Annotated in this window: 14 protein-coding genes; 6 read left to right on the forward strand and 8 right to left on the reverse strand. The window is 42.0% G+C overall.

Annotated features, from left to right (window positions below; translation table 11 throughout):
• Nucleotides 1-63: 63 nt before the first annotated feature.
• Nucleotides 64-996, reverse strand: coding sequence for a DMT family transporter (locus N521_RS05895; RefSeq protein ID WP_035390414.1), 933 nt, complete (start codon nt 994-996; stop codon nt 64-66).
• Complete coding sequence (locus N521_RS05900; protein WP_035390416.1) at nt 993-1,814, reverse strand: AraC family ligand binding domain-containing protein; 822 nt, start codon at nt 1,812-1,814, stop codon at nt 993-995. Before N521_RS05900 ends, N521_RS05895 begins: the two co-directional genes overlap by 4 nt.
• Nucleotides 1,815-1,968: 154 nt before the next feature.
• Between N521_RS05900 and N521_RS05905 the strand changes: the two genes are divergently transcribed.
• Together N521_RS05905 and N521_RS05910 are read left to right on the forward strand one after the other, a co-directional pair.
• The gene (locus tag N521_RS05905) at nt 1,969-2,643 is read left to right on the forward strand and encodes a GntR family transcriptional regulator (RefSeq protein WP_035390688.1); all 675 of its coding nucleotides are present in this window, start codon (nt 1,969-1,971) and stop codon (nt 2,641-2,643) included.
• A 132-nt stretch (nt 2,644-2,775) separates the two neighbouring features.
• Nucleotides 2,776-3,072: a DUF3817 domain-containing protein gene (locus N521_RS05910; protein WP_008347156.1), complete on the forward strand. Its 297-nt coding sequence runs from the start codon at nt 2,776-2,778 to the stop codon at nt 3,070-3,072.
• Between the two features lie 74 nt (nt 3,073-3,146).
• Here the strand turns inward: N521_RS05910 and N521_RS05915 are convergent, their stop codons facing one another.
• Nucleotides 3,147-5,396: a hypothetical protein gene (locus tag N521_RS05915; RefSeq protein WP_231493298.1), complete on the reverse strand. Its 2,250-nt coding sequence runs from the start codon at nt 5,394-5,396 to the stop codon at nt 3,147-3,149.
• 161 nt (nt 5,397-5,557) lie between these two features.
• Between N521_RS05915 and N521_RS05920 the strand changes: the two genes are divergently transcribed.
• Nucleotides 5,558-5,776: a hypothetical protein gene (locus tag N521_RS05920; RefSeq protein WP_035390420.1), complete on the forward strand. Its 219-nt coding sequence runs from the start codon at nt 5,558-5,560 to the stop codon at nt 5,774-5,776.
• Between the two features lie 13 nt (nt 5,777-5,789).
• On the forward strand, nt 5,790-5,972 hold the full coding sequence (locus N521_RS05925; protein ID WP_035390422.1) for a hypothetical protein: 183 nt from the start codon (nt 5,790-5,792) through the stop codon (nt 5,970-5,972).
• A gap of 566 nt (nt 5,973-6,538) precedes the next feature.
• Here the strand turns inward: N521_RS05925 and N521_RS05930 are convergent.
• Both N521_RS05930 and N521_RS05935 read right to left on the reverse strand, forming a co-directional pair.
• Nucleotides 6,539-6,961: a pyridoxamine 5'-phosphate oxidase family protein gene (locus N521_RS05930; protein ID WP_008347166.1), complete on the reverse strand. Its 423-nt coding sequence runs from the start codon at nt 6,959-6,961 to the stop codon at nt 6,539-6,541.
• 294 nt (nt 6,962-7,255) lie between these two features.
• Entirely contained in the window at nt 7,256-8,125 is an 870-nt protein-coding gene (locus N521_RS05935; protein WP_035390424.1) for an SDR family oxidoreductase, read from the reverse strand.
• A 155-nt stretch (nt 8,126-8,280) separates the two neighbouring features.
• Between N521_RS05935 and N521_RS05940 the strand changes: the two genes are divergently transcribed.
• A complete protein-coding gene (locus N521_RS05940; RefSeq protein ID WP_017358489.1) occupies nt 8,281-8,892 on the forward strand; it encodes a class I SAM-dependent methyltransferase in 612 nt (203 codons plus the stop codon).
• 15 nt (nt 8,893-8,907) lie between these two features.
• Here the strand turns inward: N521_RS05940 and N521_RS05945 are convergent, their stop codons facing one another.
• The 3 genes from N521_RS05945 to N521_RS05955 all read right to left on the reverse strand — a co-directional run bounded on the left by N521_RS05945 (nt 8,908) and on the right by N521_RS05955 (nt 12,919).
• Nucleotides 8,908-10,995 carry a BglG family transcription antiterminator gene (locus tag N521_RS05945; RefSeq protein ID WP_035390426.1) on the reverse strand — a complete coding sequence of 696 codons (2,088 nt, stop codon included), beginning with the start codon at nt 10,993-10,995 and terminating at the stop codon, nt 8,908-8,910.
• A 121-nt stretch (nt 10,996-11,116) separates the two neighbouring features.
• Nucleotides 11,117-12,199, reverse strand: a complete 1,083-nt coding sequence (locus N521_RS05950; RefSeq protein WP_035390428.1) for a C45 family autoproteolytic acyltransferase/hydrolase — start codon at nt 12,197-12,199, stop codon at nt 11,117-11,119.
• Nucleotides 12,200-12,286: 87 nt separating this feature from the next.
• Entirely contained in the window at nt 12,287-12,919 is a 633-nt protein-coding gene (locus N521_RS05955) for a GDSL-type esterase/lipase family protein (protein ID WP_035390430.1), read from the reverse strand.
• Nucleotides 12,920-13,333: 414 nt separating this feature from the next.
• Between N521_RS05955 and N521_RS05960 the strand changes: the two genes are divergently transcribed.
• The gene (locus N521_RS05960; RefSeq protein ID WP_024720223.1) at nt 13,334-13,969 is read left to right on the forward strand and encodes an FMN-dependent NADH-azoreductase; all 636 of its coding nucleotides are present in this window, start codon (nt 13,334-13,336) and stop codon (nt 13,967-13,969) included.
• Nucleotides 13,970-13,974 lie beyond the last annotated feature (5 nt).

The raw sequence follows: 13,974 nt of genomic DNA on the forward strand, positions 1-13,974 counted from the left end.
CGTTTCATTTGAGTTTACTAAAGAGTGCGTGTTCTTACAATGGACAAAAGACGCTTTTTTTGATCAAAGCGCCTTTTTATCCTGCATCAGCACATGGGGCTTCTGTTTCTTTCTTCCCGCACTTTTTTTATCTGAAAGCAGCAAACCTCCTAAGGTCAGTGCTGTTCCAAGCCCAGACATGAAGGTCAATCTCTCATGGAGAACGATCATTGAAATGACCATCGTGATGATTGGAACGCCATAAATGTAGATACTCGATTTCACCACACCGATCGTCTTCACGGAAAAGCTCCATGTCAGAAAACAAATAGCAGATGCAAAGACGCCTAAAAACAGCAAGTGGAAGGCAAACGATGGATTCGTCAACCGCTCCCAGTCTAAACGAATCTTAAAATGCCAGATCAGTGGAATCATCCATAAAAGCCCGTAAAAGAAGACACGTCTTGTCACCTGAATAATATGGTAGCCATATTGATTGATCATTTTCGATAAAATGGAATAAAATGCCCAGACAATGGTAGCCATAAATGCTAAAGCATCGCCGAGTGGATTCAATTGGAATGTCGTCATCCCGTTCAAGCTAATCAGCACAATTCCCGTCATCGCAATGAAAAAACCGATAAAAAACCGGCTATGTAGCGGCTCATCTTTTAATAAAAAATAAGACAATAGAAAAGAGAAGAATGGGACAACGGAGCTGATAACACCTGCATTCGAAGCGAACGTATAGGTAAGTGCAACATTTTCTAAAAAATAGTATAAGACCACACCGCATAACCCTGCGAGCGCAAACATCCCTTCATGCTTTCTATGCTGCACCTTCATGGTGACTGGATAAATGATCATCAGGGCAAGGTACCCAAGGAAAAAACGAAAAAATAAAATCTCTGTTGGAGAAAAAGCCGTTAATAATATTTTGGTTGATATAAAGGTAGATCCCCATAAAAAAATGGTGAGCATGGCTGCTAGATGACCAAGAAGCTGTTTATTTTTCATTTTGCTATTACCTGCTTTGCAAAAATTTGCTGATACTGCCCTGGCGTAAGCCCAATAAATTCCGAAAAGAAATGAGTCAAATGACTTTGATCAGAAAATCCAGCGGCAGCAGCTACATCTATTGGCTTCATTCCTTGGGCGAGAAGTTCCTTCGCATAGTTCACCCTGATTGTCTGTAAATAACGATACGGCGTAATTCCTCTGAACTTTGTAAAAGCACGCAGCAATGAATATTTGTTCATGGACACAAGCTCACCTAAGTCATCTAACGATATATTTTCCGTGAGATGTGTTTCAATATATTGCTGTACGTCTTGGACTTTTTGTTCATTGGCATTGGCTGCTGATGCTTTTTCCTCTGGTGTATCAGAATAGGTTTCGATCAACTGCTTCATCAAAAAGTAAAAGGCTTCCTGTTTATTCAAAGCAGGAGCTTCTTCTGTGATCATTTGATGAAGATCATATAATTGCTTTGCTAGTTCACTTTGTGAAACCACAGGGGCTTTAAAATGCGGCTTGTGCTGAAAGATCTTCTCCAGCACCTCTGGTTCAATATTTAAGCTGCGATAATCTAGCGGCATGTGATCAAATTGTTCACATGCGTGGTTATCGTACGGATTGAAAAGAAGGATATCTCCTTTTTCAATGATGTATTCTTGATTTTGGCAGAACATTCGTCTTTGACCGCCTTCAATAAATCCAATCACATAGTATGGATGAAAATGTTTTGGGAACTTTTTGATGATGGCATGAAAGCGATACGCCTCTATTTGCAAGTCCTGGTCAAAATGGACTGTTCGTTCCTCTAGTATTCTCATGTCGATCCCCTCTTTTCACTGAGCTGATCATTAGTGTAGCACACCCTTTTTCTCTTGGATTGTACGATATTGACTTTTCGATGCAGGCTTGCCTAGAGGGAAGAACTTGGATAACATGAGACAAAAGATGATGTACAAAAGAGGGAATGATGGGATGAATTCATTCGAGATGGAAAGACCAGCACCTTATCACATGCAATTTTATGAACAGTTGAAGCAAATGATTTTTGATGGCCAGTTTCAGCCAGGAGAGCGCATCAATGAAACACAGCTTGCCAAACAATTTGGCGTAAGCCGATCACCGGTCAGAGAGGCGATGAGGCTGTTAGAAAAAGACGAACTTTTAATCGCGGATCATCGATCAGGCTATTCCGTCTATACGTTAACAGAGCGAGATGTCGAGGAACTCTATCAAGTCCGAATGGCTTTAGAAACGCTTGCCGTTAAGCTTGCCTGCAAAGAAGCCACAGATAGAGAAATAGATGACATTGAACAGGTGCTCACGAAGGCAGACGAAGCGATCAAACAGCAACTGCCATCTCAGGATATCGTTCAGTTACACGAAGCGTTTCATCAAACAATCATACAAGCCAGTCACAATCACCGTTTATCTAAACAATTAAATCACGTGAATGCGCTCATTCATTATTGCCGCATCTTTCATTTTAGCGGCGGGCCTCGGGCTGAGACGATTCAAAAAGAGCATACGGCCATTTTCACTCAAATAAAAGAACGCCGGGCTGCTGAAGCCGTTCAGGCGATGACAGACCACCTCATACATGATGTGGCGCATTTAAAGCAAGTACTCTCTGAAACAACCGAAAAGTAACGCGTGTCATTTCCCATTTTTTAAGCATTCGTTGAACATATTTTGAATTTTTCGTAGATTATCGCATGTTCAGGCGATCTTTCGTTTATATTAGAAGATGAGAAACTAGCTTTTATACAGGAGGATTTGTATATGCATACAAGTATCAGCCGTCTGAGACAGGCGGGTTTTATTGAGGGTATGTCTCTTTTAACCCTTCTTTTAATTGCCATGCCTCTAAAATATTTTGCGGATATTCCGATGGCGGTCACCATTGTGGGCTCTCTTCATGGCGCATTGTTTGTGATCTATATGCTCATTTTGGCATATGTGACATTTAAAGTTCGCTGGCATTTGAAATGGTCCATCGCCGGATTCTTTGCGGCATTCATTCCTTTCGGCAACTTCGCCTATGACAAGGTGCTTCGCCAGTATGATACAAAAGCTTAATCAAAAGGGCTAAAACGAATGTCGTTTTAGCCCTTTGTCTTTATGTTGAAGCGTTCTGATAATGGAACGCTTTTTTATATCGATGCATATTTCACAATGGCTGCTTGACGTGTCATATCGTTAAACGCTATCCATAATTCATCATCAGGCAATACGCTAGTAATTGGATCGATTGGCTGCTTGATCTCATACTGCACACCATTTCTTTCGACTTGAATGATCGCTAACGGAAGGTTGCCGATGACCCCGACAAACGACACTTCGGTCACTTTTGCACTTCCTTGTTTCTCTTGCATGAGTCCCATTTCTCTATTCAACTCTTCTTTTTTTGTCTGCATCGTGATTTGTGTTCCTGGCGCAACCTGCATATGATCAGGGATGAATTGGCTGACCGTTTTTGTGATGGACTGATCTCCGCTTGAAACCGTCACATCTAGCATGATCGGTTTCTGTCCATGAATCGTAACTGGGTATGGCTTCACCCGCTGGATGGTACCTGTTAACGTCACATCTTCTCCTGATCGATTCCGCACTTCATGCCCATAGGCTGCCATTTTCAACTGACCGCTGATGTCAACGAGATCGGCTTTTTCTCCTGTTCTAAACTCAAAACCAGCGGCTTGAATCATCGGAATGGTATACCTTTTCTGATCTGCTTCAAATGTAAGTGATAAGACGGTGCCTCGTCCTACGGTTCCATATGATTCTATGTTTCTTAAAATAGCGCCTTTGATGAACTTTGGCTCGCTTGGCTGCGAGAAGTCACCCTCTTTTAAGAGCATCGCCTTTTTCTTTTTCGGATTGTAAAGAATAGCGATACGCTGACCCGGCTGCGGTATCTGAGTATAGGATACAACCGTTTTAACCGCCTTCTCGATATTTCTCCCATCATATTGAAATTGAAGCTGCATGTTGACCAGCGGCTGTTCGTTGATGTAGGTACCCGTTTCTTTGACAGATACAATATTGGCTTCTAATGTGACACTGTCTTTTATCTTGTTCTTTCTCACCAGCCTCAAAATCGGTGGCAGGAAGATCGCTAGCACAAATAACAGCAGTGGGATAAAGAGCCATATCGCCCAGTTGAGAATGAGTGGTCCGCCCTTCATGACATATTGTATAAAGGTGTCAACAGACGTTTGGTGGGCTGGACTGGCATTTTCGATTGAGATGACCTTTTGCAAAGGAAATTCCTTTAGCTGTTTGCTTTTCGTCTCAAATGCCCCCGTTAATTGGTTGCCAAGTGAATAATAGAGCCAATTGCTCTTCACATTTTTATGAAAAGAGAGATCTTCTTTTTGTAAAGATTCATATGACAACGACTGAGACAGCTTGCTGGCAGACGTCGCCTTATTCGTGCGATGATTATAAATATAACCAGTCAGCTTGCCTTTTGCTTCGTCCTTTGCTGTCGAGCCTAAAAGAAGAACTTCTTCTTCATTCAGCTGGTAGATAAAAGTTTGGTAAATTGGTTTTGGTGTTGGGACGACTTCCCCAAGCCTTCCCTCTGCATTCACTTTCCTTGGTCTTTTTGGATAGTTGGCTTCGACAGCGACAGCCACGTTTTGTGATGATCCGATCGTTTTTTGCAGCTGCTGCACGACTTTATCTTCGATGAGGCTGAACGGTTCTGCACTTTTGGAGACATAGACCCCAAGCTGATGCTTCTCATTTGAGATTCCGCTGACATACGCCTTTTGGTCATTTTTCAAAGTCAATTCAAACATAGGGAATGGGGTCTGCCCTCTAAAAGAATTCATGACGACATCGATGGAAACAGGTCTTGCTGGCAGCTTCAGCTCGTTGAGATTGTGGACATGAAACTGACCATTCTTTAGCTCACCGAGGACCGCAGCAGCTCCTTCCATTTCTCCTGTAAACACAAGACGTCCATTCCATTGATATGTATTCGTTTTTAAAAATGAGGGAATCTGTAAGTTTTGCTTGACGAGTTCTTTCTTTGCTCCGCTTGGAGACAGTTTTTCGATCAACAGCTGCTCGTCTTTATTTTTTAAAGCAAGTAAGAGATGGTTCCCTTGAATAGATGGCAGCATTTCATTAAACGTATCGCTTTCCGTGGTCCATTCACTGATTCTTTTTCCTGATTGAGGATCATACATTGCAAAATGGAGCTGCTGGTTTTTTGATACAGCACTCACTACTCGTTTTCCTTCATCGAATGTAAATATTTGTTTGACGTCATATTGCGTCGCTTTCCCTGCTGACAAATCATCTTGGTAATGGTTCCACACCAAGACACTAAGAATGATTGCTGGAATAAAGAAGACAATATACCTGAGGAAAATCACTGGTATTCTTTTCACTTGATCGCTTCCTTTCATGGAGTTCCTTTTTCTTATACGTCAGTGCAGCGAGAATGTTTCATGCTAGAAGAATACCATTCCAACTTTCTAAATCCATATTTTACATATTTGATTGTTTACGATAAAATCCAATCAGATTCAAAAAAAAGGATGTTATCTCAATGGATAAGCTATCATCGATCATTCTAGCGGCTTGGCTGCGTGTTCCCCGTTGGTTCAAGCAAGGGGTGCTCGTATCTATTACCATTTTCTTTTTTTATATGTGCTTTGTAAAGGGGCTGACTAGCTGGCACACCTTGCCGCCTGTCACTTTGCTCGCATGCGCCATTTGTTCCTTTTTCATCTGGATGGTGTGGCTAAACAGTCAAAAAAACAAGTAAAAAGGAGAATTTCATGAAAGAATCCATCTTTTATTTTGCTATCTCTTTTGTTCTTCAATGGGTTTGGTTTGGGGTTGTGCATCCAGATAGAGGCGTGACACTGCTGGACATGTTGATCTTCTCTATTTTGTTTACGGTGATGTTCTTTTTTATTGGCGGGATTTGGAGGTATCAGAAGAAAGGGCGAAGGGAGTGATGATGAAGCATTTCCTCTTTCTGTCGATGAGTGTTCGTTGTTCTATTGTTGACGGCGAATCTTTTTGAAGGGGATGTCATGCGGATGGTATCCGCTTTTAACCTAAAAAAGGCTGCCAAATAGATGGCAGCCCGTTTCTTACTCTTTTCATGCAAATAAATAATCAATGTTTAATCTCCATCACGGAGTGTATGAATTAAGATTCGATCATATCAGTGTGTCATATGTGTTCCGAGTGAACCTACGTTTGAAAGTAAACGCCATGGAAGTTCTGGATAACAAGACAACGAAAGCCCTACCTCTCATTCGTCCTTACGGCTCCGAAGCCGTGCCAGTGTGAATTGTAAATCAAAACGTCTTTTTTCCATTCTTCCGCTTTTATAGGGGGGCGGTTGCAGAAGGAAAAGAATAAGTTTGTTCGCTTTGACAGCGTCTCGTTCTTATCAAGTAGAAGCTCTATTGCTTCTCATTATGTCATAGAAAAAAGAAAGTTTACTTTCTTTATTTATTTGCTATTTCAACACTTAATATAAAAATATAACACGTTCCCCCAACTTACGCAAGTGTTAAAGTGATAATTCTGCTGGTGTCCGGTTTCCTTCGTTCATATAACGAATGGAGGTTGGGTCAATCTTAAGGATCACTAGGTTTGGATCATCTTTTCCTTTAAACCATTTCTCCATCTCATCAGACCAAAGGCGGTCGATCAATTCTGGATCATCCGTTAATGTGGCTTTACCTGCTATTTCTGCATATGTGTCCCCAAATCCTTCACCTGAATAACCAATGAGAATATGAACATTCGGATTTTTTTCAATCTCATCCGCTTTATGTGTTTCTTTGCTTGTTGGTGTATATAATGTCAGCCCTTCATGAAAAAAAGTCATATAGCGGGTATGCGGCTTATCTTGTTCAACAGTCGCCAATGTTCCAACTTTTTGTTCATCTAATAAGTTCATTACCTTTTGTTTTAACTCTTCTTGTGACATGTATCTTCACTCCTTCAAAATGTCATCCGTACTCTTAGGTTTCCACGACAACCCATTCATTAAACAAAGAAATGTGTTTTTCATAAAAAGACATCTTCTAGCTGATGCTATAAAAAACGGACACATTGAAAGGGGAAGTTGAACATGCATCATGAAACGATGTTCCATTTGAGTTCACTTGTTATTGCAGCGGTTGTTGTGGGCATTATCATATGGTCTGTCTCATCTGTACAGAAGAATCGGAAGAAATACTAAATACACCGCCCAATCAAAGCTGGGCGGCGTGTTTATTGATCATGTATTCATAAAGGAACCGCCGTTGACGTGAAGTGTCTGTCCCGTCATATAAGACGATTCGTCCGAAGCAAGCAGTACATAGCAGCCTACATGCTCCACAGGCTGTCCTGGTCTTCCCATTGGCGTCTCGGCCCCGAAGCTTTCGACACTGTCTTCATCAAATGTAGATGGAATGAGCGGCGTCCAAATTGGGCCGGGCGCTACACCGTTTACCCGAATACCATCTTTCACAAGCGACTGTGCCATAGAACGAGTAAAGCCGTTGATGGCCCCTTTTGTCGCCGTATAATCAATGAGCACTTTGTTGCCTCGATACGGGTTAATAGATGTTGTATTAATAATGGAACTTCCCGGTTTTAAGTAATCGAGTGCCTTCTTCGTAAAATAAAAATAAGAATAGAAATTGGTTCTAAAGGTTTGGTGAAGCTGTTCACTAGAAATATCTTGAATACGTTCTTTCGGATGCTGTTCGGCCGCATTATTGACTAATATGTCCAGCTTCCCAAAGGCTTCAACTGTCTTTTCTACCGCTTTCTCGCAAAAGGCTTCGTCCCCGACATCCCCTGCAATCGTTAAACATTTAACGCCTTCCTGTTCTACACGTTTTTGCGTATCTTCTGCATCCTCATGTTCATTTAAGTATACGATCGCGACATGAGCTCCTTCTTTGGCATACGCGACAGAAACGGCACGTCCAATTCCGCTGTCTCCACCTGTAATCAGCGCTACTTTTCCTTTTAGCTTACCAGACCCTTTATACGATTCATCCTCATAGATCGGCGCAGGATTCATTTCTCTTTCACTGCCCGGCTGCTGATCCTGCGTTTGGCGCGGAATGCCATTTGTTAAGTATTCACGTAAATCCATGTGTAAGCTCCTCCTTGATTTGTTGATGTATCCTTTCATTACCACTTCATTTTTTTACTCAAACATCCCTATGCGTCATCAATGCGTTTTGAAAACTGACAGGTTTCAGGATGGGAAAAATCGGTTACATAAACATGAAAAAGGAGCGTTCTCACATGCTATCAACCATTTCTAAAACCTTTAGCAGACCAAAAGGCTGGCTCGGAAGCATCGCAGGTTTTATTATGGCAAATGAAAATAAGGCACTGAATCAATGGGCGATCCAGCATTTAGATTTATCAGATGGTGAAAACATTTTGGAAATAGGCTACGGCCCCGGCTATAGCATCAAACATATGCTCAAGCATTATGACGATCTTCACATTGATGGACTAGATGCTTCTTCAACTATGAAGGAACAGGCGCATTCGCGTATAAAGAAACGATCCAAAGAGAAGCAGGTCCGGCTGTATGTCGGGAAAATTGAAAAAACACGCCTGCCGGCGGATCAGTATGACAAAGTACTTTCTGTTAACAATTATACGATTTGGGATGACCCAAAGGCTGGCGCACTCAACCTTTATCACACCTTGAAACCTGGCGGAAAACTCGTCATTGTGATGCAGCCAAGAGAAAAAGGAGCAGACGCCAATCGGACAAAAGAAATGGGCGAAAGCATCCTCAATGATTTAGAATTTGCTGGATTTGATCAGTTTTCTGTTGAATATGAAGAGATTCGTCCCACCCTCGCTGTCTGTGTCACAGCAAAAAAGCCGAGAAGCGAATAAGCTCTCGGCTTTTTCTTACCATTTTGCCTCTTTGACAAATTGATAAAAAAGTTGATGTAATTTCTGTTCAATCTCTTCCTTTGTTCCTTGTCCATAAAGCGCCATGCTTTCTTCGCTTTCAATGATGGATGAACTGATCAGGCTAAACATTTCAGACCCTTCTTTGCCAAGCTCTAGCGGCGCCAGCATGAGGAGCATTCTGGACATGAGCTGTTGCCCGCCATCCATGCTTTTGATCTCGTATGCCTCATCAAGATCATAGATATGAAAGACCGGTTTCTTAATGAGATCATGCTTTAAGTGAAAAAGAGCAAACTCGGTTCCTGGAATGCCTAAACCACCTTGCTGCTCACGCTCAAGTAAACCGGCTGTCACTTCGTCTGCACGTTCTAAATAGCCTTGACTTTCAACCTGACGCATCAGCTCTCTCATTGTTGTCTCATGCTGCTCCATTGTCTTCTTTTTTTCTATTGTAAAATGGGACAAGATGCTGCGAATCACTGACATATAATTCGTGATTTGCTCTGCCATTCCTATCATATCAACCGTTTCCTCCACCGATTCTTTTGCAGATTCCTGCGCTCTTTTTTTCTCAATCAGATAAGGAATTTTTCGTTTAATATGAGACTTGACCCGCACTGCGTCATCCTCGTTTAAGAGCGGGCTGACCATAATGTAATCAATATGCTCATATGGGATCGGAACGGTTGATACGATCATGTCATAGCTCGCCGCGTCGATTTCCTTTAACTCCATTAAGGAAGATAGATCGAATTTGGCGATCTCAGGCAGTTCTTTTTTTAATCGTGATGCGAGCATTTTTGACGACCCGATACCGCTTGAGCAAACGACCAATGCATGAATCTTTGTTTCTTCTTTTTTAATTTCAAGCACCGAACCAAAATGAAGTACGATAAAGGCAATTTCATCCTCTGGAAATTCGATCTCAGGAAAGAAGCGCTCCACACCTTCTTCAATCGCCATGAACAGCAAGAAGTAGTCTTTTTTTATTTGTTGTGTGAGCGGATTGTAAATCCGCATCTTTTCTTTTAAACGGTTCATAGCTGGTTCAAGATGAGACACGAGTCCCTCATACAATGAATCGTTTTCATTTAAATGGTAACCTGTTTTATGAGAAATAAAGTCAATGAGTTTCTTCGTTCTCAGCGCGATATCTAACTCAATCTCATCAATGCGGTATTCTGCCGTAAAGCTTCGATTTGCACTGCGCAAATGGATGGTCATGTAGCCGACCTCCGCTTCAGGAATCTCTACATTAAACATGCGTTCTAATGCTCGCGCGATTCTGAGTGAAGATTCAAATTCCTTCGTCCGCTTTAATTCAAGCAATTCTTCCTCTTCCATCCGAATGGTTTCACCGATTTGAATGCGTTCAATGGCATAGGTTAAGTGAACGACAAGTGCAATATAGGCACTATCTGACAACGAGAGAGAGAGTCTGTTTTTCAAATGAAAGAGCAGCCTTTCTACCTTGAGCAGCTGTCCTCGACTGACTACCCCAAACACCTTTTCAGTCGCTTTCGTTCGATGTTTAATATTCATCTCAATCGTTTCGAGAAATAATTGAATGTCGAGACGGTCGACGATCAGGTTCCCGACAATTTTCCGCTTGGCTTCCTCCGGTCCTTTTAATTCAATGCCGTACCCGCGCTTGCGGATGAGCAGTAAACCGTAAGGAGCGATCCAGTCCGTCAGTTCATCTAAGTCGTAGCTGATGGTCGCATTTGTAACCTGCAAGTCGGCTGCAAGTGTATATAATTTCACCGGTTCCTTTGCTTCGAGCAGGGCACACAGGATTAAGAGCTTCCGTTCATCAGAACTATATTCAATTTGATCTTCATTTGAAATATGAGACAGAAGCCGCTGTTTGTCTTCCTGTTCACCGACCGCCTTCAAGCCCTTCCCCGGCTGTTTATCAAGTGATAGGTTGTAATTCTTTAAAATAGGTTTAATGGATTTAAGTTCTCTATGAATGGTTCTTGTACTTACTTGAACAGAATCGGCGATCTCACGAATGGTGACATAACGATTTTGCTGAATCATATATTTGATCACTTTCTGTTCTCGTGCCGTTATGTACATGAAATGCCTCCTTCTGCTTAAATAGGTCTATTGTCACACTTTAATATAAAACGCTTTCACTGATTGATGCAACCTGAAGTTGATCTAAATTTGGCACACAGGCTGTGACAAAATGAAAGACTCACACGTTTTTCCAAAAGGAAGGTCCATAATCCTTTTGATGAAATTGAATCGTTCGTTCATGAAATGGCAGTGTGCCCCCGACCTTTAATGAATAGGTAGGATGATAGACGGGAGAGCCAAAGCAATACTCCATCGTCCCTTCCTCCGGCCGAAACATGACGGTTCGCATCGTCCCAAACAGCTCTTCATAATTGTGCACAGTCAGACCAGCAGGGTATTCTGCCTGAAATAGTTCCGTAAGAGACTCGCTTGACGGCTGTTCTTCTAAAGCTTGAATTAACATGTCGTACCTGACAACAGAATGATGTTTCGTCAACCCTTTTGCCGTATGATCAGCAAGCGGATGGTTCGTAGCCGCAATAAATCCACGCTCCGGCCTTCTCACCTTTTTTTGCCCATCAATCATTTCAATCACAGCCGCCTCTCCCTGCCGGTCGGCAAGCATTAGGTGAACATTTGACGCGACGGGCATTTCCTGTACCAAACGGACGGCATCCTCCACCATTTTACAGGACTCTAGCACAGCACGAATGACATGATATACTTGCAAGCCAGCAACAGCCGGCGGCTTTAAGCCTGGTTCGTTGCCAATAGGCGGACCGCATGCAGAAAATGTGACCGATAGACCATGCTCATTCATCCCATCAGATCTGCCAAATAAGATTAATGATGAGCCTGTATGGACTGCTGAGCCCTTCACATGTGTAGATACAAGACGCATATCATCAAACAGCGGAGAAAAATCATAGTTGCGTAGCATCACCGTTTGTTGATTGGCAGCCTCATTTCCCTGCATCACACAATGGGAACAGCCTGGCTGAAGATGCGAAGAATAGAAAAAGGTCAAATTGCTTTCATCCATTTGCATTTCATCACAAAATCCCGTGAGTTCTTCCTCTAACTGAGGAAGAAACGGTCGAATCAGCTGCTTCGTTTCCTTCACAGCCTCTTTTGATAACGGTTCTGATTGAATGTATTGTTTTTTAAGCAAAGGGTGCTCCTTCAGCCAGACAGCCTGCTGCTTTCCTACCTCATAAGCTGTTCCTTTCAATTCATGAAAATACGCGCTCATCTCCTGCATGCATACACCTCTTTTGTCTTTGTTTCTTTTATCATATCGAAACAGCCCTTCATTTAAAAGAATGAAAAAAACTGCAATCCCGCGGGATCACAGTTGCTTAGCGGATTGTTGAAACAGCGCTTCTGCCATTGCTTCATATCCTTTGTGGTTCGGATGAAATTGATCAATCGATAAGTATGCGCTTTGATGACCTTCAAATACACCGTAAATATCCACCACTTCTACATGTGGATTCGCAGCAAGCTGGCGAAGGTGATGGTTGTATTGCTTCAGCCATCTCTCGGCGATCGGAATCTCAGGAAAAGGATTATATAAATTCAATAAATATACGCAGTATGGTTGATGCTGTCCTCTTTTTATCAGAGCGATTTCTTGAACCATTTTGCTAAAATTCGCCTGACAATGCATAGACGCTTGCAGCAGTGTCTTTTCATCTTCACCTTTTTCATACTGCAGAACAGCTTGAACTAGATCATTCCCGCAGCCTGTGATGGTGATGATGTCAGCATGAGCAATCGCCCGTCTTACATCAGACCGCTGAAAAAGCTGCAAGATCTCTTCCGTTGTTAACCCTGATTTCGCAAATACGGACAGTTTCACCGGTATATGCAGCTTCTTTTCAAGCTTCGCCGCATATCGCTCCGTAAAACCGCCGCCAAATAAACGTGCCCCCACCCCAACCGTTAAGGAATCTCCAATCGCAACATAGGATCGTCCCACTCTTATCCCTCACTCTCTCCTGCCTTCTCTTATATATACGAAAAAGAAGAACAAATGCTTGTAGCAGATGGCTTAAAGGCATCCACCTTTTTTTCAAAGACGCAGGATGAGCGCATTTACAAACACTTTACTTGCGATATCGATCCATTTTTTGTTCAATGGTAGTAGGGTTTTTTTGCTTAAATCGCAGCTTTGAAGCGTTTCAGAAAAATTTACAAACTTTTTATCTTGATTTCAAGACTTTATACCTTGACTTCAAACTATATAGTGATTACAATGAAAATATCAGTTTTTATGTAACTGTGCTTGTTACATCTTTTTCATAGCATTCCAATATGATTAAAGATGCCACATATTCAGTGTATCTTTGGGATACGCTAAAAAAATCATTGAAACAGGAAGGATTGAATGAACATGGCAAAAGTTTTATACATCACTGCACATCCGCATGATGAAACAGTTTCTTACAGTATGGCTACTGCTAAAGCATTTATCGAATCTTATAAGGAAGCAAATCCAAGTGACGAGGTTGTACATATCGATTTGTACAAAGAAAACATTCCTCACATTGATGCAGATGTATTCGCTGGATGGGGCAAGCTTCAATCTGGTGCTGGCTTCGATACACTTTCAGCTGAAGAGCAAGCGAAAGTTGCTCGCCTAAACGAATTAAGCGATCAATTCGTTTCTGCTGACAAATACGTATTTGTTTCACCACTTTGGAACTTCTCATTCCCACCAGTTCTTAAAGCATACATCGACTCTGTTGCTGTAGCTGGTAAAACATTCAAATACACTGAGCAAGGTCCTGTTGGATTACTAACAGACAAAAAAGCGCTACACATCCAAGCACGTGGCGGATACTACACTGAAGGTCCTGCTGCTGAACTAGAAGCAGGTCACCGTTACCTTGGAACAATTGCAAACTTCTTCGGTATTCCTTCTTTCGAAGGTCTTATTGTTGAAGGTCACAATGCTGAGCCTGCAAAAGCAGAACAAATTAAAGCAGATGCGATCGAACGTGCAAAAGCTTTAGGTAAAACTTTCTAATCATG

Origin of the sequence: Bacillus sp. UNC125MFCrub1.1 (assembly GCF_000701305.1) — a bacterium.
GTDB lineage: Bacteria > Bacillota > Bacilli > Bacillales > Bacillaceae > Bacillus > Bacillus altitudinis.

Bases quoted from the DNA above. Each gene is read 5' to 3' on its own strand.
- N521_RS05950 (WP_035390428.1), bottom strand. From the start codon at position 12,199: ATGCAGGAGATGAGCGCGTATTTTCATGAATTGAAAGGAACAGCTTAT.
- N521_RS05925 (WP_035390422.1), top strand. From the start codon at position 5,790: ATGAAAGAATCCATCTTTTATTTTGCTATCTCTTTTGTTCTTCAATGG.
- N521_RS05940 (WP_017358489.1), top strand. From the start codon at position 8,281: ATGCTATCAACCATTTCTAAAACCTTTAGCAGACCAAAAGGCTGGCTC.
- N521_RS05945 (WP_035390426.1), bottom strand. From the start codon at position 10,995: ATGTACATAACGGCACGAGAACAGAAAGTGATCAAATATATGATTCAG.
- N521_RS05920 (WP_035390420.1), top strand. From the start codon at position 5,558: ATGGATAAGCTATCATCGATCATTCTAGCGGCTTGGCTGCGTGTTCCC.
- N521_RS05960 (WP_024720223.1), top strand. From the start codon at position 13,334: ATGGCAAAAGTTTTATACATCACTGCACATCCGCATGATGAAACAGTT.
- N521_RS05895 (WP_035390414.1), bottom strand. From the start codon at position 996: ATGAAAAATAAACAGCTTCTTGGTCATCTAGCAGCCATGCTCACCATT.
- N521_RS05900 (WP_035390416.1), bottom strand. From the start codon at position 1,814: ATGAGAATACTAGAGGAACGAACAGTCCATTTTGACCAGGACTTGCAA.
- N521_RS05910 (WP_008347156.1), top strand. From the start codon at position 2,776: ATGCATACAAGTATCAGCCGTCTGAGACAGGCGGGTTTTATTGAGGGT.
- N521_RS05935 (WP_035390424.1), bottom strand. From the start codon at position 8,125: ATGGATTTACGTGAATACTTAACAAATGGCATTCCGCGCCAAACGCAG.
- N521_RS05905 (WP_035390688.1), top strand. From the start codon at position 1,969: ATGAATTCATTCGAGATGGAAAGACCAGCACCTTATCACATGCAATTT.
- N521_RS05930 (WP_008347166.1), bottom strand. From the start codon at position 6,961: ATGTCACAAGAAGAGTTAAAACAAAAGGTAATGAACTTATTAGATGAA.